Raw genomic sequence first — 23,135 nt, forward strand, 5'->3', positions numbered from 1 at the left:
GAATATATATTTAATGTTTTTTTAACGGCTTTCTATTGTCTTCACCACAAAACAATCACATGATTTATCATTAGGAGAATCTAAATAAATGATATTGAAATGAAGAGATGGATTCTTCCGGAATGACAAAGATTATGGTAAAATTTGATTTTTTTAGTGCCAGCTTACTAAAAAAGCCGGTTTATCATGAACCGGCTTCAAAATCTAAAAAAAGTAAAATAATAAGCTTAAGGAATCTGAATTGAGTTCTGTACTTCAAATTCTTCTGAAGCGGAGAATTGATTTCCGTACATATCAACAGCTCTTACCTCAACTTTATGTTTCCCCAAGGCTAATTTTTTAGGAAAATCTGCTTCCCAGATATGTTTTGACATTTCAGGGTTGGAAGGTCTTCTACCGGGAAGAATTTTCTCTGTAGCATCCCATTTAAAAACTGAAAGAGCAAAATTCGGATCTATCGTTTCATCATACTCCATGGCCTCCCAGGATCCGTTGTCTATTCTATACTCTACTTTATCTTTTTTACTTCCCATAAAGAAGTTTGCCAGCACTTTTGCAGAGGTTTTTGAAGGATAAGGAATGACCTTTGGAACGTACAGTTTTATCTGATAGTCTTCAGGTTTTCCAGCCGTTTTATACTTAACTTTATATTGGTTGTCTGTAAAACTGATGAAAGAATATCCTTTTGCTGTTCCGTCTCTCATCGTTGATGTAGGAAGACCTGCTTCGTCAGCCGTACCCGAATACCAGTCACCACAAGTGGTTCCCACATTATATTCGTGTAATTCTTTTATTCCGTTCCAGCCTGCTTTTTTGCCATAGAAAATCTGTTGCTGAATATGGGTGTGCGCCGATAAAAGCAATACATTCTGGAAAGGGTTTAAGAAATCAAATAACTTCTGGCGGTCAGCATTTCTAAAACTATCTTCGTTTTTATGCTCCAACGGAATATGGAAAGACACCACAACAAGCTTATTCTTATCAACCCATTTCAAATCATTTTCAATAAACTGGAGCTGATCTTCACAGAAGCCTCCCCAATATCCTTTTCCATCCCTTGGGTCCGGATAAAGAATATCATCCAAAATAATGAAATGAACATTACCATAGTTGAATGAATAGTTGGCAGGACCAAAATTGGATTCGAATGTTTCATCCGATAAGTGGTCTTCTTTTGCATCATAATTCATATCATGATTTCCCATGACATTGTACCAGGGCAATCCTACTTCTTTCATCACATCTGCATAAGGTTTTTGAAGGCTTAAGTTATCTCCAACCAAATCTCCCAGGCTAATTCCGAGCACTGCATTTTTTCTGGTATTTTTAACTTCATTTACAATTCCTCTTTTAAAATAATCGAGTTCTTTCTCTGTATAAGGCTGTGGATCTCCAAAAACCAGAATATCAAAATTTTTATCTTCATTCTGCCTGTACAGTGGAAAGTTCAGCTCTTTAGGAAGTTCTCCGGTAGGAGCTACTCCTTTGTATTTAAAATCAGCCGGTGAACCTTTGGGTTTATGATGGTAATAAAACTGAGGCAGATTATTGCTGTTTAAAGCAGTTTGGTATCCTGAAGGCTTAATGACAAAAATAGTCTGTCCTTCCTGAACGGGTAAGCTATATCTCCCGTTTTTATCCGTAAGGGCTACCTGTACTCCATTGGATACAGCTACTCCTTCCACTCCTTTTTCACGACTTTCTTTCTTTTGGTTTTTATTGCTGTCTTCATATATATACCCGGAGACAGAAGTCTGGGAAAACGCCATTGCCGAAATCAGCATACATGGCATCAAAAATTTCATCTTAGCTCTCATTTCTTTTTTATTCTTTATTCTTTATTAATCTTCTTATTTATTCCACCACATTTTCACATTAATATGATCTCCTCCCATCTGCTGAACAGCTGCCAGATAGTTGGTGGGATTCAATATTTTCGGATTGGGCGGATACATTAATCTTTGGGGTAAATCTCCATTATTCAGCAGACCTCCATTGTTGGGAAGTACCGGAAATCCTGTTCTTCTTTTTTCAAACCATTGCTGCTGGTCCACAAAGAATAGAGCAATATACTTCTGAAGCATAATTTTTTTCAGGTCTGCTTCATAGGCTACATTTTGGTTATCAAAATAGTTGGCCGGTACTACAGCTCCCCACTGTTCAATAGAAGCTTTCACTCCGTTTTCGTAAAAAGTCTTAGCACTTCCCTGAATGATTCCCTTTAGAGCAAGCTCCGCTAATGTAAACTGGAGTTCTGCATAGGGATAAACAAAAATTTTCAGCGGGGCTTTTGCCAGGTTTTGATTAAGATTGGATGGCTGGAAGGTAAAAACTGTTCCGAAAGGATATCCGGAAGGAGCACCCACATATCCTATATTATTATTTTTCAGATCTTTTGCCTGGGTAAAGAACATCGGTATACGCGGGTCATTATTTTTCTGTAAAGCCTGTACAAAGAAATCTGAAGCTGCTCTTCCTGTTGTAAAATCCTGAGGTCTTGCAATAGGTGGCATTAATGGAGAAATTCCGGAAATATCAAGCTTTGTTGCATCTGCATTATTTTGAAAAACAGGATATACCGTTGGATTGTTAACGATTTCCTGAATTCTTTCTTTAACATTCACTTCTCCCTCCCGGCTTAGTATTCTTAGCAAGAGCCTTAAAGAAAGCGAGTTGCATAATTTTTTCCAATTGGCAATTCCAGTATTATCGGTATCTGCTTTATAAAAAAGATCTGCTCCGGTAAGAGGCTTGGTGGTAATGAAAAGAGCATTAGCCGCTTTCAGATCATCTAATAGGTGGACATAAATGTCTTTCTGTTTATCAAATTTAGGCTGAGAAACCCCATTATCCAATTGTGAAGCTTCGGAAAAAGGAATATCACCATAGGTATCGGTAAGGTTGGAATAAATCCATGCGTTGAGTACCATGGAAATAGCCTGGTAATTTTTATCTCCTTCAGAAATGGCCGCTTTTTTAAGGTCATCAACCTGTTTCAGCCACCTGTATGAATTGTTCCAGAATCCCGTTCCTGTGTTTTCTGTAATATAATAACGGCTTAATGAGTTTCCTTCATTCGGAAAATCCAGAGAAACCTGCATGATATCAAAATTAAAATCATTGGCTCTGTTATAGCCTATGGAAGCCATATTATATTGTATTGGAGCCAGCAAAGCGCTTGCAACAGGTTCGTTGATTCTACTTGTATCTTTATTAATTTCATCGAGGCTTCTGTCACACGAAACGGCACTTCCTACAAGGCTAAGAAATGAGCATATATAGAGTATCTTTTTCATTTTAAAATTTTTAGAATTTAACATTTAACTGAATTCCAACTGTTCTGGCTGAAGGCAGCTGTCCGATTTCAACTCCCGGTGTAATGGTAGAATCGTCAAGGGTAGCGGCTTCCGGATCAAATAATGGAAATTTTGTCCACATCCAAAGGTTTCTTCCAAATAAAGCTAGGCTGATATCTGTAACTTTTAATGGTTCTGTAATAGATTTTGGGAAGGAATACGAGATTCTGGCATCTCTTAGCTTAATGAACGAAGTGTCAAATGAATTGGTTTCTACATTGGCTCTTCTGTAATAATCTCCATAATAGGAAGAAACAGGAACTCCTTTTGTATTCGGAGAAAAGCTTCCGTCCGGATTTTGAACTACTCCGTTCCCTACAATCAGCCCACCCGGGTTATCTCTTCCTACAAGAGTATGGGTAAGTTTTCCCTGTTCAGACATTTTATGATGCGACTGTGAGTAAGCAATCCCTTTGTACTGTCCGTCAAATGAGAAACTAACTGTAATATTTTTATATTTAAACTCATTCTGAAGCCCTGCTCTCCATTTTGGATAGGCATTTCCTATTTTTTTCATTTCGGTTGGCTTTGCTGTTAATCCATCTGTACCATAAATCACCTGTCCATCCGGAGAATACATCAGGCCATAACCATACATATCTCCAAGTGAACCTCCCACTACAGCATTGTAATAAACCACGCCTCCCACACTCGCCATCGTGTAAGGTATTCCATTAAATTCTTCCGGAAGGGAAAGAATCTTATTCCGGTTCATTGACCAGTTGGCATTTACATTCCAGGAGAAGTTTTTATTTTTAATGGGAGTAGTGCTTAATGACATTTCAATTCCTCTGTTTCTGAGCTCTCCGGAGTTGATAATTCTTTTATTATATCCGGTTTCATAGAGTACAGGAATAATAATGGTCTGATCTTTAGAATTATTCTGATATGCTGTAAAATTAAAGGTCAGTCTGTTTTTCAAAATCGTAAAGTCCATCCCTCCTTCTACATTGGTAATCATTTCCGGTCTCAGATTAGGGTTAGGATACAATAAGGGAGACTCTACAGATCCAGTGAATACACTATTTTCGTAGTATTTTTCAAGCATATAATTGTAGGTATCATTACCTACCTTCGACCATGACAGTCTAAGTTTCCAGAAATTTAGATTATCCGATTTCAGTTTAAAAATATCCGATAATATAAAAGACGATGATAACGAAGGGTAAAAATAAGACCTGTTCTGATCAGGAAGGGTACTGCTCCAGTCATTTCTAGCGGTCACATCCAGGAAAATCATATCCTTATAACTGAAATTAGCCAATGCATATAAACTGTTTACCTGGTTATCGTTTGGCTTTGGCAGTCTGTTTTCCAAAGATGTTGCATTAGATAGCTGGTACAATCCTGCTTTATTAAGTCCATTAGCCCGATAATCATTCATCGTATATTCATGATATTTGATGTTACCTCCGGCAGAAGCTGTCACACCAAAATCTCCGAATTTGTTTTTATAGGTAAAAAGAATATCATTATTAAGATCCAAATACCTGATGTATTGCTCCCTGTAATATCCTTTCAGATAATTGGCAGAGCTCCAGGGTCTTCTTTGTGTACGGAGCTCATTACTCCATTCCAATCCCGTCTTATAAGCAATATCAAAGTTTTTAGCCAGCTGATAGTTTAGGTTAACGTTTCCTGTAATAATCTTTTTGTTTGTACTGTTTAGATTTTCATAGGCAATCAGATAAGGGTTGTCTATATATGAGCTAAAAGGGTGAATCTGGTCAACCTGCTCCTGTCCCTTTTTCCAGATGGGTCTATACCATTCGAGGTCTACATTGGGATTTTGGAAAATCATAAAATAAGAGATCGACTGGTTATTATATCCTGTAGCTGGAAGGTTATCACTTTTAGTCTGGCTGAAGTTGATTTTAGTTCCCATTTTCAGCCTGTTGCTCAATTTATGATCTACGGATATAGCAGCATTCAACCTGTCGAAGCCTGTATTAGGCATCATCCACTCATTTTTAAGATAAGAAAGTGAAGTTCTGAAGGATGTAGATTCGTTAGAATGTTCTACTGACAAGCTGTTTGAGTAAGTAGAGCCTACCTGCCAGAAGTTTTTAATATTATCTTTATAAGGTCTCCAGAGTTTTCTTTCCAGACTTTGCCCTTCTACAGCCGGATCATACTGAAAGTAATATTGTCCGTCAAATTTCGGTCCAAAAGCACTGCTGGTAGAACCTGTGTTGATACCGTCAGCAGAAGCTCCGTAAGAATAATAATAATTTCCATTTTTATCTTTTTGCTGAGTTCCCTGTCCGTATTCATATTGATAATCCGGCCACTTAAGAACGGTATCATAGCTTGAATATGAATTTAAGGTAATCTGAACTTTCCCTTTTTTGGTTTTCCCTGATTTTGTTGTAATCATGATAGCCCCTCTGGAACCTCTGGAACCGTACAATGCAGAAGCGGTAGGTCCTTTCAGAATTGATATGGATTCAATGTCATCAGGGTTGATACTGTTGAAGCTGTCACCATAGTCAATCGGTAAATCTCCTCCTGAGCCCGCTCCATATGCTGCCGTTCCGGTTCCTGTTTTTCTCCCGCTCAGCGGCACACCATCAACAACAATTAATGCATCATTATTTCCCATATTCATAGAAATGTCTCCACGGAGGGTAATACGGGCTGTTCCAAGAGGACCTGCTCCGGCTGTCTGCACTTTCAGTCCTGCTACTTTACCTTCCAGCGCTTCTGCCCAGTTATTGTTTTGAGTCTGTAATATTTCTTCAGATTTAACCGTCTGGGTAGAATACCCTAATGACTTGTCGTGCCTTTTGATTCCCAAAGCAGTTACCACTACCTCATCAAGCCCTTTAATAGTGTCTTTTTTAGATTTCTGCTGAGCTGTCAGGTTTACACTGATTAGTCCTAACAGTGACAAAACCAACAGCTTTTGTGTCTCTTTACGCATATCCTTTTTGTTTGTGCAAAATTAAAAGGACATTATGATTAAGATTTTAACAACACTTTAACATTTATTAAAAAAATATTGAATGGAATATTAAATTTTCATTAACACATTAACACACCACATTGATTAACAACACATTAACTAATTAATTATTTTTAATATCATTTAATGATAATGTTTGCATATCTTTATTGTCTGTCTTTGAGAAAATAAAACAAAACATCATAAACAACTATGTAACAGTAATTTAACTCCTGTATGTTTTATTTTAATGCTAAGCTGCTCTACGAAATACACGGCAAACAGAAAATAAAAGCCAGTTAGAATTCCAGCGAACTTAATGTTGATGAACAAGAACAAAAAAGTCTGCCCCTTTTGGAAGAGACAGACTTTACACATTGCAATATTTATTTTTACTTATTTTTCAATTGTTCAGGGATATTAGTGGTAACAAACCCTATTCCCTGCTTTTTTAATTCCTCATAAACAGCTGTATCATTTACTGTCCAGGAATTCGTAATAAGCCCCAGCGTCTTAGCTTCGGCAATCCATGTAGGGTTTTTCTGGAAAACACTGTAATGATAATCCATGCCGTCAAGTCCTTCTTTTCTGATCTGCTCCGGTGACAATTCGCCATTCAGATACTGCACTTTAAATGCTGGCTCAAGCTTTTTGATTTCTTTACAAATATTTAAGCTGAAAGAAATAAATTCACTTTGAGATTCCAACTTCATATCTTTGATCATTTTGATCGTCTTTTGAGTGATCTCATTCTCTATTTCAGGAGTTTTAGCAGGCTTGATCTCTACAATTAACTTTACAGACGGATCTTTTTTTCCCTGCTTAAGGTACTCTTTTAAGGTAGGAAACTTTTCTCCGTTGGATAGTTTTACTTTTTCCAATTCCTTAAAAGAAGTCTCAGAGATTTCCATTTTATCATGGTGCTCGTCATGGTTGATCACCAACACTCCATCTTTTGTCATTCTCACATCAAATTCAGATCCATACACTTTAAGCTTTTGAGCATTCTCTAAAGATGTAATAGAGTTCTCCGTTGTAGGAGGCTGTGCCTGGAAATACCCTCTGTGTGCGATAATCTGAGTTTGTGCTTTCATCAATACTGTACTTAAAACTGCTAATCCTAAGATAAAATTTTTCATAATATAAATTGATAATTAAAAACCGAGTCCGGAGACTTTTGGATAAAGATAATTATTTTAAAAAGTTTTAAACCACAAAAGACACAGAATTTTTCGCTTGTTTTCGGTCATTTCTCTATTTTTCAGCCTTTTGTGGTTCATATTATTTTCTTGTTAGAAACTGTATTTTGCACCAATCTGAATCTGATACGGATTTCCAGATAAAGGGGCTAAACCGTTACCACTCAAATTTTTTGTATACTCAAACTGCTTGGTTACCGGATCGAATTTTTTGATCCTGTACATTGAGGTATTTCCATAGGATTCATTGACGCCCCATTCTTTATTAAGTAAGTTTGCCACGTTGAAAATATCTACAGAAAGTTCAAATGCCCCTACTTTATCAAATTTTATTTTCTTAGCTACACGTAAATCCCAAACTCCGTAGAATCCATTCTTACCACCGTTACGTTCTGCAATTTTACCATTGTATTCATTCACATAATCCTTCAAGGCCTGTCCTACATTAGGATCATCAATAATAGACTGGGTAACATTCGGGAAAATGTAAGCAAGGTCATTGCTATCCACAAAGTCTCCGTTAATATTTCCTCCTGCTGTCATTGAGAAACGTGTTCCCCCGATTCCTGAATATCTGATTCCCAATGTAAATCCTGCAATAGTAGGTGAGTTTCCATAAATAACCACTTTATTGCGGAACTGGTTGTCAGAATATGTCATTCTCAAATCTCTCGGATCACCCTGAACCATTGTGGATAATGTTGCAGAATTGGCTACATTTCCGTTGTATGAGGTATTATCTTTAATATCAGACCAGGTATAACTTGCCGTGATTTCTCCATCTTTCCAATAACGGTAGCTGGTATCCACTACAAAAGAGAACTGGTTCACTTTACCGTCACTTACCAATTCCAATACTCTTCCAAAATTATTATTGATTCTTCCTTTTTTCCAGTCGATTTTTGCACCATCTATTGCTGAAGTAGGAACATATACTCCTCTTCCTCCTTCATTATCCAATGTAAAGAACGGGTTAGCTACCATATTTCTGTCATAGTAATAGTAGTTATTTCTACCCAAAGCCATATATGCTGCCAATCCTGCTCTGAATCTTTCATTAAAGAAGTGGGTATAGGAAATATTGGCTTTATAAACGATTGGAATCTTTGCATCTTTCCCTGTATAGTTGATCGTTGGGATCTGATACTGAGCCAGGGAAGGAACGCTGCCATAATCTGATCTGTAGCTGTTAAAATCAGGAGTAAGACCAACAGTTGCAGGATCCACATCTACTGTAGCCAAATGTTTTCCATCGAATACCAAATTATTGATAATCATATAATTGTTGATATCTGAAGAGAATATTCCTGCTCCAAACTTCAAGAAATCTTTATTTTGTTCGTTGATATTCCAATCAAACTGGAATCTTGGCTGGATCACAAATGATTTGATTTTATTATCCGTTCTGATCCCCATTTCATCAAATAGCTTTTGATTGAACTCCGCTTTCGGATAACCGCTGTAGTCTAATCTTAAACCGGCCATCAAATCAAGACCTTTTGCAATTTTCGTCTGAAACTGCCCGTAAATACCGATATTCCAGATATTGGATCTTACCGATGGGTCATCCATTAAAGGAACTTCTCTATAGAATCTGTAAGGTTTAAGATTATCAAAATTATCAAGGCTGCTTATTTTTTTATCCGGATCTTCCTTAAAGTGGAATCTTCCGTTTACCTCACTTCCATAAACAGATTTTGAAGTGGTATACATCAAATCTGCACCGAAAGTATATTTTACTTTATCGGTATTGTAATACAAATTATCTACAATCTGGAATACATTATTTCTGAAACTTTCCTGAGCAAAACGGTGACCTCCAATCTGGATATTCGTAGAACCGGCACTTGATGCTACTCCTTCAACAATAGCTCTCGGCACAGGTCTTCCTAACTCATCATTTTGATAACTATTCTGAAAAGTATATAAGTACTGAGCCTTCAGCTCATTCGTCACATTAGGCTTCAGATTTGATCTTAAAGTCAATAGCAAACTGTTGTCAAGGTTTTTATCATTTCCGTAAGATTCAAAGAAATTGATATTGGTATTATCACCAAGCCCGTTTTTATTAAGATCGTAAGTGAAGTTGTTTCTTAACGTCAATAAGTGCTTTTCATTAATCTGCCAGTCTAAACGTAAAAATGCAGCATCTGAATTTCTCACTTTATCAAAGCTTCCGAACTGAGGAGTGTTTCCTACCCCATATTTTGCTCTTGAAATATCCAGAAACTTGTTCAGCGTTTCTGTAGTGGTGTTGAATCTTTTTTCATCTTCCTGAGATCTGATATCTGCAATAATCAATGGTCTGGAATCCAGTTGGTGATCCCAGGCTACAAAGAAATGCAGTTTATTTTTAATGACCGGTCCACCCAATGAAAACCCAAACTGAGAGGTAGAGAAATCATTCTGTCTCTTATTTCCTCTGATATCATATGGGCTGGAAAGCCAATTGGTTCTTAAATATTCCCAGGCACTTCCTGAAAATTTGTTGGTTCCTGATTTGGTAACGGCACTTACTGTTCCACCACCGCTTCGTCCCAATGTTACATCATATTGGTTGGTTGTAATTTTAAATTCACGTACTGCTTCTATAGAAATAGAAAAAGGGGCACCGCTCCGGCTGGTAGTAGAACCTGCAGAGGTTGGGTTTTTAGCGGTCATCCCATCAATGGTGAAATTGGTGGAAGAGCCCAGCTGTCCGGATAAATTTCCTCCCTTTCCACTTAGAGGAGACAGTTCCGTAAGATTGGTGAAGTTTCTCCCATTTACCGGAAGCATACTTATATTCTTTGCAGAAATGGCTGTAGCTGCTCCAAGGTTTCCGATCTTGTTTTTAAGGTTTCCGGTAATCACTACTTCTTCTATGTGCTTCTCTCCACCCATATCCATGTTTACAGTAACCTGATCTCCGAAGTTGACATTATAGCCTTCTTTTTTATCCTCGTTGACAATAACGGTGTAAGGACCACCAAGAGGAATCTCTTTAAAGATATATTCTCCTTTTGAATTGGTTTCCGTTTCCGTTCTGAATCCTGTAGATTCATTAATGATCGTTACTTTCACTTTTTCCTGAACCGTACTTCCCGGTCCTGTTACTTTCCCTACAATAGAAGCCTGTGTAGTCTGTGCATATGCCAGCGTTCCAAACCCTAAAAACAATAATCCCAGTACAATCTTTACTTTTTTCATTACCTCAAATTAGATGTGCAAAGGTATTTTGACTTTAAGAGCCTTCTGTTTAAGAGAGTTTTAACATTTTTTTAATTAAATCGAAACGTTATGTTAATTTATTATAAACAGCCAATTTATCCCCTAGATAACCAGCCTGTTAAAAGACATTACGTAATATTAATTTTCCTGTAATATTTAATTATGTTATTTTCTAAATGGGATTAGTTTAGTTATTTTTGCTCAAAAGATAGAACCGCAATGTCCGAAAACATTCAACAAAAAATAGAACAGCTCCGCAAAGAGCTTCATCAGCATAATGAAAACTATTATCTTCTGGATATGCCTACCATTTCAGATTATGACTTTGATATACTTCTGCAGCAGCTTCAGGAACTGGAAGCAAAGCATCCGGAGTTTTATGATGAAAACTCCCCTTCTGTAAGAGTAGGTGGTGGAGTTACAAAGGTTTTTCCTACTATTCAGCATAAATTCAGAATGTATTCTCTGGATAATTCTTATGATTTTGAGGATCTTGAAGATTGGGAGAAAAGAATTATTAAGACCATTAATGATCCTGTAGAGTTTGTTGCTGAATTAAAATATGACGGTGCCTCTATTTCCATTCTTTATGAAAACGGAAAATTGATGCAGGCAGTAACCCGGGGCGATGGTTTCCAAGGAGACGAAATTACCCCGAATGTCCGCACCATTTCAGATATTCCCCTGACATTGAAAGGTGATTTCCCTTCGCATTTCTTTATGCGTGGAGAAATTTACCTGACCAGAAAGAATTTCAATAAACTCAATAAACTGCGCGAAGAGGAAGGCCTTGATCCGTTTATGAACCCCAGAAATACAGCAAGCGGAAGTTTAAAAATGCAGGACAGCGCAGAAGTAAGAAAGCGTAGTTTATCTTCTGTACTCTATCAGTTCATTGCTGAAGATATTCCGGCTGAAACCCATTGGGAACTGCTTCAAAAAGCCCATGGCTGGGGATTCAAAACATCTCAGCAGGCAAAATTATGTACTACCCTGGATGAGGTAAAAGAGTTTATCAGTTTCTGGGATACGGAGCGCCACAACCTTCCTTTTGAAATTGACGGAATTGTTTTAAAAGTGAATTCTCTGCAGCAGCAAAGACAGCTTGGATATACTGCAAAATCTCCCCGCTGGGCCATGGCTTATAAATTCAAGGCTGAAAAAGTAGAGACAGAGCTTCAAAGCGTTTCTTACCAGGTAGGAAGAACAGGTGCTATTACGCCGGTTGCCAACCTTAAACCTGTTTTACTGGCAGGAACTATTGTCAAAAGAGCTTCTCTCCACAATGAAGATATTATCAAAAAGCTGGACCTTCATGAGCATGACTTCGTTTATGTAGAAAAAGGCGGTGAAATCATTCCGAAGATCGTTGCGGTAAACACTGAAAAAAGGACTGAAGAAAGTAAAGAAATAGAATACATCAAACATTGCCCTGAATGTGGAACTGAGTTGGTAAAAATTGAAGATCAGGCGATCCATTTCTGCCCGAATGAACTTCACTGCCCGCCTCAGGTGGTAGGAAGAATGATCCACTATGTTTCCCGAAAAGCTTTAAATATTGAGAACCTGGGAAGTGAAACCATTGAACAGCTTTACAGGGAAAGGTTAATTGAAAATCCAGCTGATTTCTATGTTCTAACGAAAGAACAGCTTCTCCCATTGGAAAGAATGGCAGAAAAATCAGCACAAAATATCATCACAGGCATTGAAAAATCCAAGGAAATTCCGTTTGAAAAAGTTTTATACGGAATAGGGATCAAGCATGTAGGAGAAACAGTTGCCAAGAAACTGGTAAAGAACTTCCCTACCATAGAAGAACTGAAAGACGCTACTGTAGAAGAGCTTTGCCAGGTAGAGGATATCGGAGCCAAAATTGCAGTAAGCATTGTAGAGTTTTTCAAAAATTCCGAAAATATCCTGATGATAGAACGTTTAAAATCTTACGGTGTACAGCTTGAAAAGGGAGAAAGTACCAATGAGGTTTTATCCAATGTTTTGGAAGGAAAAGCTTTTCTTTTTACCGGCAAATTATCTTTATTTACCAGAGAACAGGCCGAAGAAATGGTGGAGAAACATGGTGGAAAAAATATTTCTGCCGTTTCCAAAAACCTAAACTTCCTGGTGGTAGGTGAGAAAGCAGGAAGTAAACTGAAAAAAGCTCAGGATATTGGAACAATTACCATTCTGGATGAACAGGAGTTCCTTGATTTGATTGAAAAACAATAAGAATAAAAAAGCTTTCTTTTACCTTAGCATTTGATAAAATAAAAATTACATTTAGAAATTTATTAAGGTAGAAAAAGAGCTACATTAAAATAAAGGCTGCGAAATTACTTTCACAGCCTTTGTATTTTAATATATCATTTTATTTTATTTGAAAACAAGAACACTGTAAGGGCCATTCTGATTTTCTTTAGGTAAAATAAACCTGATGTGCTGTTTTCCTTTCTGGTAATCAACATAAGGCTCTTTTGTAATAATTTCCCCTTTTCCAGTCTCTTTATAACCAGCATTTAATACAGCTGAAAGATACTTATGATAATCTCTCTGTTCCGGAAATTCACACTCTATTCTGTCCTGGGATTTATCTTTAGTGTAGACAAATTTTCCAATTTTAAATGTATGATCAGGACTTTCATATTCGTTCAGGGTGAAATCTGCACTTTCTGTTTTGTCATTAAAGCTGAAATTAATCTTCTTCATTTCATTTTTAAATTCAGACATACCAAGCTTATTGAATTCTGCAATTTTTTCTAATGTAAATGCCTGAGCTGATACCTGAATACCTAATACGATAAAAAACAGCAATGTTAATAGAGATAGAGTTTTTTTCATTGTACAATTTTTAATTTAACAAATATAGCAATATGATATATATAATTTATTTAATTTTATAAGTAAACATAAAAATAGTATTTTATTCATCATTCCTTCTTCCGTCCCAAACTGAAAGAATAATTAATTCAGTATCTGAAAACTCATAGAATATAATGTAGTCTTTGACTATTTTTACTCTTACATTTTCAACATCTGTTTTCCTGCCTATTCCAGGATGTTCTGCTAATAATCCAACATTATAAAGAATCAACTTGTTGAGCTTTACACTAAAAGTTTTGGATTTATTCCTGAAAAGCCAATATTCAAGAATATCTTTTCTTTCCCTATTCGCTTTAATTGTCCAGATTACTTTTCTTTTAGCCATTCTTCTATATCCTGGTTGGCTTCGTCTTCAGCAAGATATGCTTTCTTTTTATACTCCTCTCTTCCTTCAGCGATCCTTTCTTTTTGAGAGTCAGTAAGAGTATATTCGTTTTGATCCAATTCAAAATCTAAAAGTTTCTGAATTTCTTCAACAATCCTGGCTTCTTTTAATTGTGTGATCCGATTAATTAAATCAAGTTTTAAATCTGATGTGCTCATCTTGTTTGAATTTCATTCAAATTTAAAAATTTTATTTAGATAATTTTCAATGTAATCAGGGTTTTACACCTTTATTTAACAGGTTATGAAAATTCATCCTGTTATTTAACAATTCTGATAAAATCTTTATTGAAATTCAAACGTAAAGTTAAATACTATATTATACATTTTAAGAAACAGGCAGCCTGAAATAAAATGTGCTTCCATGATTAGGGGAACTGCTTACTCCAATTTCTCCATCCTGTTTCTCAATAAAATTCTTTGAAATAGCCAAGCCGAGGCCTGTTCCGTTCTGGTGCTCGCCAGGAACCTGAAAATACCGGTCAAAGATCTGACGGTGGTACTTTTCATCTATACCACTTCCCGTATCTGTAATACTGAACTGAATAAATGAATCTATTTTTTCCACCAAAATCTTTATATTTTCATCCTGAAAAGAGTGTTTCACAGCATTGGTAAGAAAGTTATTCATCACCCAAACCGTCTTATCAAAATCTGCAGCAACAAAATCTGTGTCTTCCAGAAGATATTCCATATTCACTGAGATATTTTTCTGTTCTGCCAGTTTTTCTACATTTTTCACCGCCGACTGTACAATCTCTTTAGGGGAGCATTTTTCAATTGTCAAACGGATATTTCCAGATTCTACCTGTGAAAGATTAAGCAGTTCACCGGTAATATCCAGCAAGCGCTGCCCATCTTCATTGATACTTTTCAGTAGTTCTTTCTGCTGGTCATTCAGTTCACCGAATTTCTGATTTCCCAGTAACTGTACGCCCATTTTTATGGCAGAAATAGGAGTTTTCAGTTCATGAGAAATGGTAGCTATAAAATTTGTTTTGGCAAAATCCAGTTCTTTAAAAGGGGTAATATTTCTCAGTAAAATAACCTTTCCGATATATTTTTTCTCCTTTTCCCCGGTTTTCACAATATTGATAGGAACAATATCCTGTTCAAAATAGTTCTCTTTATTATCGCGGACGATCTTCATAGGTTCTTTTACCGGATGGTCAATATTTTTCAGCAACTCCCGGATCAGATCATTGTTTACAGCAACTTCATGAGCTGTTTTGCCTATAATATCGTCTTTGTTCAGGTTGGTAATTTTCAACGCTTCGTCATTAATCATATAGATAAAATGGTTTTCATCCAGTCCAATCACGGCATCATGCATATTGTTTACCAGTGTTTCAATCCTCTTCTTATCCATGAGCTGTTTAGAAAGTGTACTGCTTTCATACTCCTGAAGCTTTTCAGCCATGGTGTTGAATGATTCTGCCAGGCTGTTGAATTCTTCACTTCCTTTAAAATGTACCCTTTCATTATAATTTTTATCAGCAATCTGCCTGATACTGAATGTCAGCTGATTAATAGGTTCTGCAATGGTTTGCGGTAAATTAAAAAGTAAAATAAAGGCTATCAGAAAGCATACCGTTCCCAAGCTAACAATCCAGAAAGTAGCATTACCGGCAGTGATGATAGCAATATCGCTTTTCCTTTCAATACCTTTCATATTTAAAGACATAATCTTGGCGAGATCTTCCCGGATCAGCTTTTCTTTACTGTATGAAGGTTCTTTCAGGTAACTGTTAAAATGCAAATTCAGATTCTGAGTAGCTTCTTTTTCTCCGAATTCCGTGAGGTTTTTTTCCTGTAACTGATTGTTTTTCTGAAAATCTGCAATGGCCACCGCACTGTCGCTGCTTATATGATCCAAAGCCAGGAGCATATTCTTAGAAAACTCCAGGCTGTTATAGTTGGCTGTAAGGATTTTCTCAGTATCAGTTTTCAGTTTATTGATATACACAGACCCTATCACTGAAAGCAGAACGATCAGAAAAAATAAAAGGCCTACGCCTAAGGTAAGTTTGGTTTTAAGTTTCATTACTTTTTTTAAGATAAAATAATAATATCTATTTTCCTTTCATTCAATCTGTTCATCAGGGTATAGATCCAGCTATATCCCAACAGGCGCTGCCAAAATCTGGCGTGAGGCTTTCCGATACAGACTGTTGTTATATTATGGGCAATTACATACTCCAGAATTCCATTATGAACGCTGCCTTCTTTGATCCTGACTACTTTCGCTCCCAATTCCTGTGCTAAATTAAAATTATTAATCAAATACCGCTGTTTATCCAGTGCTATTTTTTCGGGATTTTCTGAGGGCTTCTGAATATATAAGACCGTCCACGGACTATTATAATAGCTCGCCAGTCTGGCTGTTTTCCTAATGATTGTTTTGGCAATTTTTTCATTACTGCTGATACAGGCCAGAAATTTTATCGGTTTAAAATTCTCAGTCTTTATTTCAGTTTCTACTTTTCGTTCAACATGAGTGGCCACTTCCTTTAAAGCCAGTTCACGAAGCTGTAAAATATGTCCGCTCTGAAAGAAATTATTCAAGGCGGTCTGAATTTTTTCCTTTTTATAGATCTTCCCTTCTTTCAGCCGGGTCAGTAATTCATCAGCGGTAAGGTCTATGTTTACCACTTCATCTGCAATAGCAAGAATTTTATCCGGTACGCGCTCTGTAACTTCAACTCCTGTGATTACTTTTACTTCTTCATTCAGACTTTCAATATGTTGAATATTCATGGCACTGATCACGTTGATCCCGTTATCCAAAATCTCAAGGACATCCTGCCATCTCTTTTTATTTTTGGATCCTTCTACATTCGTATGAGCTAATTCATCCACCAAAACAACTTCAGGATGTTCATTGATAATAGCCTGAACATCCATCTCTTCAAGGTTTTTACCTTTATAAAAAACTGATTTTCTTGCAATTTCCGGGAGCCCTTCCACCAAAGCCACAGTTTCTTCCCGGCCATGCGTTTCTATATAGCCGATCTTTACATCAATGCCGTTCCGTAAAAGGGACTGAGCTTCCTGAAGCATCCGGAAAGTTTTTCCTACCCCTGCACTCATCCCTATATAGATCTTGAATTTTCCTTTTCTGGATTTCTGGATCAGTTCTAAAAAATGTTTTGCTGATGACATTGATTCCTGCTTTTACAGTATTAAGTTATTATAATTTTTATTGAACTACAAAAGGGACAAAAACTTTCCTGTATTTTAACACAATTTTGTCATTCTGAAGAAATCCAGCCTCTTAATTTCAAAGGATAAAGATCATATTATGATTGATTACTTTTATTTACCTTGTCTGGAGTCCTGCGGAATGACAAATTGAATGGATAAAATTTCCAAAAACTTTTGTCCTTTTTGTAGTTATTTCGTTTTTACCATCAAACTTCTAAAACCAGGCTGCCAAACTTGTTGTCACAAAGAAATTTCCCTGCTTCATTTCGCCATTTTTTACAAAAACAGCATCTTTAGAGGTAAATCCTCTGGCCTCGGTACGGAAAATCACGTTTTTTAAGATCGCATAATCTACATTCAGTGAATATCCAAAAGTCTGAAATCCATTAGGAGTTCCCGAATTAATAATCACTCCTTTTTTATCATTATAATATTCAAATCTTCCGGCTAGGGTCCATTTTTGATCTAATTGATATTTCATCTGTACATTCGGGCTGTACCAGATATTATATTGCTCACTTCCTTTGGATTTCTGCTCTGCTCCGATATCAAACCCCAGTAATGCTGAAAATTGATCCGTCAGCTGAAAGCTTCCAAACAAATCGTGGAAATACCGCATTCTTTTTTCTTCTTTTGCCTTATCATTTCCAATGAATGAACTGCTGTTCAGTGTAATCTTATCATTAGGTTTGTAAGTTACCTGATGTCCAAAAGAAATACTCTGATTTCCCTCTGCTTTTGCAATGCGCTGCCATCCATTCAGTACCAATCCGCTTAAAAACCATTTTCCATTATCTGAAGTATAGGAAAGCTTGGCTCCGGTCTCAAAATAAGGAGAGTTCTCTGCTGCAAGGCTTCTTGTCAAATTGATATTATCCTTTCCTATGGCACTTTCCCAACCGATATGAGAAGGCATAATCCCCGCATCAATCCATAGATTTTTATTCTTTGATATTTTGATCCCGATATTCGCTTCATTTACATAGCGTAAGGCTTCCTGTTCGGCTGCCATATTATCCTGAGCATAGGTTCCTGCCATTAAAGCTACATTGGCACGAAGATTCTCACTTTGATAATTGGCTTTTACGAGACCCAGATTCAGGTTTACTTCATTATGCCTGTTGTATGAATATAAAAAGTTTTGACGAAGATGATTACCCGGTTCATTAGCATCGTAGGTGTAGAAAAGCTCTGCATAGGCAGAAAAGGTAACTTTATTTCCTATTTTTAATGAATCCGAAGATTGTGCTTTGGGAAAGAAAACACCCAACAGCATTCCTATAACAATATATTTTTTCACGTTATTTCTAATTATTTTAATTGATCTAAAGCAATATTCAGCTTTAATACATTTACTTTTGAGGGTCCGAAAAGCCCTAAGAATGGACCTTCAGTCTGGTTTTTAATTAAATCTTTCACCTTCTCTTCTGAAAGATTTCTTAGTTTAGCTATTCTTTTTGCCTGGTATAAAGCACCTTCCGGCGAGATGTCAGGATCTAATCCGCTTCCGCTGGCTGTTGCCAGTTCTACAGGAACTTTAGCATTTTTCATTTCCGGATTATCTAGTTTTAAGGTATCAATTCTCTTCTGTACCGTTTCCAGATATTCTTCATTGCTGGGACCTTTATTGCTTCCTCCACTTCCTGCGGCATTATAGTTGACACTGGATGGGCGCCCTTGAAAATATTGACCAGATTTAAATTCCTGGCCGATATTTACATAGAATTTCTGTCCTTTATAGGTAATAATCTCCGCATTTCCCTGTGCAGGTAATATTTTTGAACCTCCGTAGACAATTACCAAATAGATTCCTACCACAGCCAGCATTACAAGAGTCAGCCTGAATGCTGAAATAATATGATTTTTCATTTTTTAAATTTTAATAGAATAAACTGATCAGTACATCAATGATTTTGATTCCAATAAACGGAACAATGACACCACCTAACCCATAGATCAAAAGATTTCTTCTTAATAAGGCACTTGCTCCAATAGGTTTGTAAGCTACTCCTTTTAATGCTAACGGAATAAGGAAAGGAATGATCACAGCATTGAAAATGACAGCTGATAAAATAGCTGTTTCCGGGCTATGAAGATTCATGATATTCAATTTTTGCAGTGAAGGGATAAATGTGATAAATAAGGCCGGAATAATGGCAAAGTATTTCGCAACGTCGTTAGCAATACTGAAGGTTGTCAGTGTTCCTCGGGTCATCAAAAGCTGTTTTCCAATCTCTACAATTTCAATCAGTTTTGTGGGATCGTTATCGAGGTCTACCATATTACCGGCTTCTTTTGCAGCCTGGGTACCACTGTTCATGGCCACCCCTACATCTGCCTGGGCTAATGCCGGAGCGTCATTTGTTCCGTCTCCCATCATGGCTACCAGCTTACCTTCCTGCTGCTCTTTTTTGATATAGTTCATTTTATCTTCAGGCTTGGCTTCGGCAATAAAGTCATCTACACCGGCTTTTTCTGCGATAAATTTTGCGGTTAAAGGATTGTCTCCGGTTACCATTACCGTTTTTACTCCCATTTTTCGCAACCGTTGGAAACGCTCCTGAATTCCGGTTTTAATGATATCCTGAAGTTCAATCACACCCCATACTTTTTCATTGATTGCTACTACTAAGGGAGTTCCTCCGTTTTCAGCAATTTTGGTAACAGCATCCTGTGTTTCCTGTGGGAAGATATTCCCGGCTTTTTCAGTCAGTTTTTTTATAGTGTCATAAGCTCCTTTTCTGATCCTTGTATCTTCAAAATCAATTCCTGAAGTTCTTGTTTCAGCCGTAAAATCAATATAAGAAGGATTAGGAACCAGTAAATCTTCTGATTTTAAATCGCTTAATTCAATAATAGACTTTCCTTCCGGTGTTTCATCTGCTACAGAACTCAGTGCAGAAGCTTTAATAAAGTCTTCCAGCTTAATTCCGTTTGACGGATGGAAATGGGTTGCTTTACGGTTTCCAATAGTGATTGTTCCTGTTTTATCAAGCAACAGAACATCAATATCACCTGCTGTTTCCACCGCCTTACCACTCTTAGTGATGACATTGGCCCTCAAAGCTCTGTCCATCCCGGCAATTCCAATGGCAGAAAGCAGTCCTCCGATGGTTGTCGGAATAAGGCAAACAAAAAGAGAAATAAATGCTGCTATTGTTATCGGCGTCTGTGCATAGTCTGCAAAAGGCTTTAACGTGAGGGTAACAATAATAAATGTGAGGGTAAACCCGGCTAAAAGTATGGTTAATGCGATTTCGTTAGGTGTTTTTTGTCTTGAAGCCCCTTCTACAAGAGCAATCATCTTATCCAAAAATGATTCTCCCGGTTTTGTGGTTACTTTTACCTTTATCCTGTCTGAGAGTACTTTTGTTCCACCTGTTACAGAACTTTTATCTCCGCCGGCTTCACGGATTACCGGAGCACTTTCACCGGTAATTGCAGATTCATCAATGGTTGCCAATCCTTCGATGATCTCTCCGTCCATTGGAATCTGATCTCCTGTTTCACAAAGGAAAATATCACCTAATTTCATTTCAGCAGACATTTTCAATGTGGTATCCACCTGAAATCCGGGTTTATTATCAACCACTAATTTAGCAGGTGTTTCTTCACGGGTTTTTCTAAGTGTATCAGCTTGTGCTTTTCCCCTGGCTTCTGCAATTGCTTCTGCAAAATTGGCGAACAGAACGGTGAAAAATAATATTATAAAAACTAAAAAGTTATAAGAGAAGCTTCCCTGTGATGTATCGCCAGTCAGGCTAAACATGCTTACGATAAACATGACAACGGTTCCGATTTCCACCAGAAACATGACCGGATTTTTAAACATAATTTTCGGATTCAGCTTTACGAAAGACTGTTTAATCGCCTCGTTAACCAAATCTCTTTGAAACAATGTTTGTGATTGATTTTTCATTTTTTTGAAAGAATTTTATATCATTATAAATCAATACTAACCATCAAGGGCAGCTAAAACTGTAAGGAAGAAAATGGATAATATTATGTGATGAACGTTTCAGTAAGTTTTTAGACTAACTCCCTCAAACGCTTCAGCTTCCTTAATGGCAGAATATTGATTTTAATTTTTAATGTTCATATTTTATTTAGAGAAATACTGAATCTGCTCTGCAATGGGTCCTAATGTCAATGCAGGGAAGAAAGACAATGCTGCAATAAGCAGGATAACTGCCAGCGTCATAAATCCGAAAGTAGCAGTGTCCGTTTTCAGTGTTCCTGAACTTTCAGGGATGAATTTTTTCTGAGCCAATAATCCTGCTATGGCTATCGGTCCTATGATTGGGATGAACCTTGATAACAGCAGTACGATTCCTGTTGCAATATTCCACCATGGGGTATTGTCTCCCAATCCTTCAAATCCGGATCCGTTATTAGCAGAAGACGAGGTAAATTCGTAAAGCATTTCACTGAATCCGTGAAAACCCGGGTTATTCAATGTTTTTGCTCCAAACTCCGGCAGATAAGCCGTTAAAGCCGTTCCCACAAGAATTAAGAATGGGTGAAATAAAGCCACGATCATTGCAATCTTCATTTCTTTGGCTTCAATCTTTTTCCCCATAAATTCAGGAGTTCGTCCTACCATAAGACCACTGATAAATACGGCAAGGATGATAAAGATGAAATAATTCAGAATACCTACTCCACAGCCTCCATAGAAACAGTTGATCATCATGGCAAGCAATTCGTTCATTCCCGAAAGAGGCATGGTGCTGTCATGCATAGAGTTTACAGAACCTGTTGAAATAACAGTGGTAGCAATACTCCAATATCCTGATGCAGCACTCCCAAGGCGGATTTCCTTGCCTTCCATAGCTCCCAGGCTACTATCTGCTCCCATCTCTGTAATCAGGGGATTTCCACCTGTTTCATTGATAACATTCGGAATGGTTAGCGCGAGAAATCCAACAGTCATTACTGTAAAGATGACCCATGAAAGTTTTCTTTTTTTCAAGTAAAAGCCTAATGCAAAAACCAATGCAAACGGAATGATCATTTGAGTAACCATTTCTGTCATATTCGTTACATAATTAGGATTTTCAAGAGGATGGGCTGAATTGGCTCCAAAAAAGCCACCTCCATTGGTTCCCAAATGCTTTATAGCAACAAAAGCTGCCACAGGACCTCTTGAGACATCAATTTTCTGCCCTTCTAAAGTTGTGATATGGTCTTTCCCTTCAAAAGTCATAGGACTTCCGTTAATGGAAAGTATTAAAGCAACAATTACGCTTATGGGAACCAGAATCCGAATCATCGATTTGGTAAAATAATCATAAAAGTTTCCCAGTTCGGTAGCTGTTTTGTCTTTAAAGGCTTTAAAAAGGACTGCCATTGCTGCCATTCCCGTTGCTGCTGTTACAAACTGTAAAAACATCAGGTAGAGCTGGCTTAGATAGCTTACTCCCGTTTCTCCCGAATAATGCTGTAGGTTACAGTTAACTAAGAACGAGATAGCTGTATTAAAAGCCAGATCTGCCGTCATATTGGGATTTCCATCCGGATTTAAAGGAAGCCAGGACTGATTCAGAAGGATTAAAAATCCAATGATGAACCAAACCAGATTAATCGTCAGCATGGCATACATATTCTGTTTCCAGCTCATCTGACGAGTCGGGTTAATTCCCGATATTTTATAAATTAACTTTTCGATCGGCTGAAAAACAGGATCTAAAAAAGTCTTCTTATATCCATAGACATTAGCAATATATTTACCCAAAAATATTCCGATAACTAATGTAATAGCAAACATTGCTATGATGCCTAAAATTTCTGTATTCATGACCATTTAAAATTTTTCAGGTTTCATTAAAACATAACAGATGTACACAAAGGCAAGTATTGAAAGGAAAAATAAACTCCACATAATTTTATATTCTATCAAAAAATTCAACTGATTTATATAAAAGCCAAAACAGGACTGCACAAAGCAGAACCAAACTTATC

The 23,135-nt window shown here is 37.1% G+C and carries 15 protein-coding genes; 1 reads left to right on the forward strand and 14 read right to left on the reverse strand.

What is annotated here, in order from left to right; translation table 11 throughout:
* Nucleotides 1–227 precede the first annotated feature (227 nt).
* The 5 genes from LQV47_RS20730 to LQV47_RS20750 form a co-directional block, all read right to left on the reverse strand.
* On the reverse strand, nt 228–1,793 hold the full coding sequence (locus LQV47_RS20730) for a calcineurin-like phosphoesterase C-terminal domain-containing protein (protein WP_230041053.1): 1,566 nt from the start codon (nt 1,791–1,793) through the stop codon (nt 228–230).
* A gap of 57 nt (nt 1,794–1,850) precedes the next feature.
* On the reverse strand, nt 1,851–3,296 hold the full coding sequence (locus LQV47_RS20735) for a SusD/RagB family nutrient-binding outer membrane lipoprotein (protein WP_230041030.1): 1,446 nt from the start codon (nt 3,294–3,296) through the stop codon (nt 1,851–1,853).
* Between the two features lie 10 nt (nt 3,297–3,306).
* Nucleotides 3,307–6,279 (reverse strand): SusC/RagA family TonB-linked outer membrane protein, encoded by a 2,973-nt coding sequence (locus LQV47_RS20740; RefSeq protein ID WP_230041031.1) that lies wholly within the window; start codon nt 6,277–6,279, stop codon nt 3,307–3,309.
* 413 nt (nt 6,280–6,692) lie between these two features.
* On the reverse strand, nt 6,693–7,439 hold the full coding sequence (locus LQV47_RS20745) for a glycerophosphodiester phosphodiesterase family protein (protein ID WP_230041032.1): 747 nt from the start codon (nt 7,437–7,439) through the stop codon (nt 6,693–6,695).
* A gap of 153 nt (nt 7,440–7,592) precedes the next feature.
* Nucleotides 7,593–10,688, reverse strand: a complete 3,096-nt coding sequence (locus LQV47_RS20750; RefSeq protein WP_230041033.1) for a carboxypeptidase regulatory-like domain-containing protein — start codon at nt 10,686–10,688, stop codon at nt 7,593–7,595.
* 240 nt (nt 10,689–10,928) lie between these two features.
* Here LQV47_RS20750 and ligA point away from each other — a divergent pair, with 240 nt between their 5' ends.
* Nucleotides 10,929–12,935: an NAD-dependent DNA ligase LigA gene (ligA, locus tag LQV47_RS20755; protein WP_230041034.1), complete on the forward strand. Its 2,007-nt coding sequence runs from the start codon at nt 10,929–10,931 to the stop codon at nt 12,933–12,935.
* Nucleotides 12,936–13,079: 144 nt separating this feature from the next.
* Here the strand turns inward: ligA and LQV47_RS20760 are convergent, their stop codons facing one another.
* From LQV47_RS20760 to kdpA, 9 genes are all read right to left on the reverse strand, one after another.
* Entirely contained in the window at nt 13,080–13,544 is a 465-nt protein-coding gene (locus tag LQV47_RS20760; RefSeq protein ID WP_230041035.1) for a hypothetical protein, read from the reverse strand.
* An 82-nt stretch (nt 13,545–13,626) separates the two neighbouring features.
* Nucleotides 13,627–13,911, reverse strand: coding sequence for a type II toxin-antitoxin system RelE/ParE family toxin (locus tag LQV47_RS20765; RefSeq protein ID WP_230041036.1), 285 nt, complete (start codon nt 13,909–13,911; stop codon nt 13,627–13,629).
* Entirely contained in the window at nt 13,893–14,129 is a 237-nt protein-coding gene (locus LQV47_RS20770) for a hypothetical protein (protein ID WP_230041037.1), read from the reverse strand. Before LQV47_RS20770 ends, LQV47_RS20765 begins: the two co-directional genes overlap by 19 nt.
* Nucleotides 14,130–14,298: 169 nt before the next feature.
* Complete coding sequence (locus LQV47_RS20775) at nt 14,299–16,014, reverse strand: ATP-binding protein (protein ID WP_230041038.1); 1,716 nt, start codon at nt 16,012–16,014, stop codon at nt 14,299–14,301.
* 8 nt (nt 16,015–16,022) lie between these two features.
* Entirely contained in the window at nt 16,023–17,132 is a 1,110-nt protein-coding gene (locus LQV47_RS20780) for a sensor protein KdpD (RefSeq protein WP_230041039.1), read from the reverse strand.
* A 256-nt stretch (nt 17,133–17,388) separates the two neighbouring features.
* Entirely contained in the window at nt 17,389–18,474 is a 1,086-nt protein-coding gene (locus LQV47_RS20785) for a porin (RefSeq protein ID WP_230041040.1), read from the reverse strand.
* Nucleotides 18,475–18,485: 11 nt separating this feature from the next.
* Nucleotides 18,486–19,043, reverse strand: coding sequence for a K(+)-transporting ATPase subunit C (gene kdpC, locus LQV47_RS20790; RefSeq protein WP_230041041.1), 558 nt, complete (start codon nt 19,041–19,043; stop codon nt 18,486–18,488).
* Between the two features lie 10 nt (nt 19,044–19,053).
* Nucleotides 19,054–21,093, reverse strand: coding sequence for a potassium-transporting ATPase subunit KdpB (kdpB, locus tag LQV47_RS20795; protein ID WP_230041042.1), 2,040 nt, complete (start codon nt 21,091–21,093; stop codon nt 19,054–19,056).
* Between the two features lie 183 nt (nt 21,094–21,276).
* Nucleotides 21,277–22,971 carry a potassium-transporting ATPase subunit KdpA gene (kdpA, locus tag LQV47_RS20800; protein ID WP_230041043.1) on the reverse strand — a complete coding sequence of 565 codons (1,695 nt, stop codon included), beginning with the start codon at nt 22,969–22,971 and terminating at the stop codon, nt 21,277–21,279.
* Between the last annotated feature and the right edge of the window lie 164 nt (nt 22,972–23,135).

Source organism: Chryseobacterium sp. Bi04 (genome assembly GCF_918698085.1).
Lineage (GTDB): Bacteria > Bacteroidota > Bacteroidia > Flavobacteriales > Weeksellaceae > Chryseobacterium.

Excerpts from the sequence above, each read along its gene's own strand:
- LQV47_RS20730 (WP_230041053.1), bottom strand. The coding sequence starts at position 1,793 with ATGCCATGTATGCTGATTTCGGCAATGGCGTTTTCCCAGACTTCTGTC.
- LQV47_RS20735 (WP_230041030.1), bottom strand. The coding sequence starts at position 3,296 with ATGAAAAAGATACTCTATATATGCTCATTTCTTAGCCTTGTAGGAAGT.
- LQV47_RS20740 (WP_230041031.1), bottom strand. The coding sequence starts at position 6,279 with ATGCGTAAAGAGACACAAAAGCTGTTGGTTTTGTCACTGTTAGGACTA.
- LQV47_RS20745 (WP_230041032.1), bottom strand. The coding sequence starts at position 7,439 with ATGAAAAATTTTATCTTAGGATTAGCAGTTTTAAGTACAGTATTGATG.
- LQV47_RS20750 (WP_230041033.1), bottom strand. The coding sequence starts at position 10,688 with ATGAAAAAAGTAAAGATTGTACTGGGATTATTGTTTTTAGGGTTTGGA.
- ligA (WP_230041034.1), top strand. The coding sequence starts at position 10,929 with ATGTCCGAAAACATTCAACAAAAAATAGAACAGCTCCGCAAAGAGCTT.
- LQV47_RS20760 (WP_230041035.1), bottom strand. The coding sequence starts at position 13,544 with ATGAAAAAAACTCTATCTCTATTAACATTGCTGTTTTTTATCGTATTA.
- LQV47_RS20765 (WP_230041036.1), bottom strand. The coding sequence starts at position 13,911 with ATGGCTAAAAGAAAAGTAATCTGGACAATTAAAGCGAATAGGGAAAGA.
- LQV47_RS20770 (WP_230041037.1), bottom strand. The coding sequence starts at position 14,129 with ATGAGCACATCAGATTTAAAACTTGATTTAATTAATCGGATCACACAA.
- LQV47_RS20775 (WP_230041038.1), bottom strand. The coding sequence starts at position 16,014 with ATGAAACTTAAAACCAAACTTACCTTAGGCGTAGGCCTTTTATTTTTT.
- LQV47_RS20780 (WP_230041039.1), bottom strand. The coding sequence starts at position 17,132 with ATGTCATCAGCAAAACATTTTTTAGAACTGATCCAGAAATCCAGAAAA.
- kdpC (WP_230041041.1), bottom strand. The coding sequence starts at position 19,043 with ATGAAAAATCATATTATTTCAGCATTCAGGCTGACTCTTGTAATGCTG.
- kdpB (WP_230041042.1), bottom strand. The coding sequence starts at position 21,093 with ATGAAAAATCAATCACAAACATTGTTTCAAAGAGATTTGGTTAACGAG.
- kdpA (WP_230041043.1), bottom strand. The coding sequence starts at position 22,971 with ATGAATACAGAAATTTTAGGCATCATAGCAATGTTTGCTATTACATTA.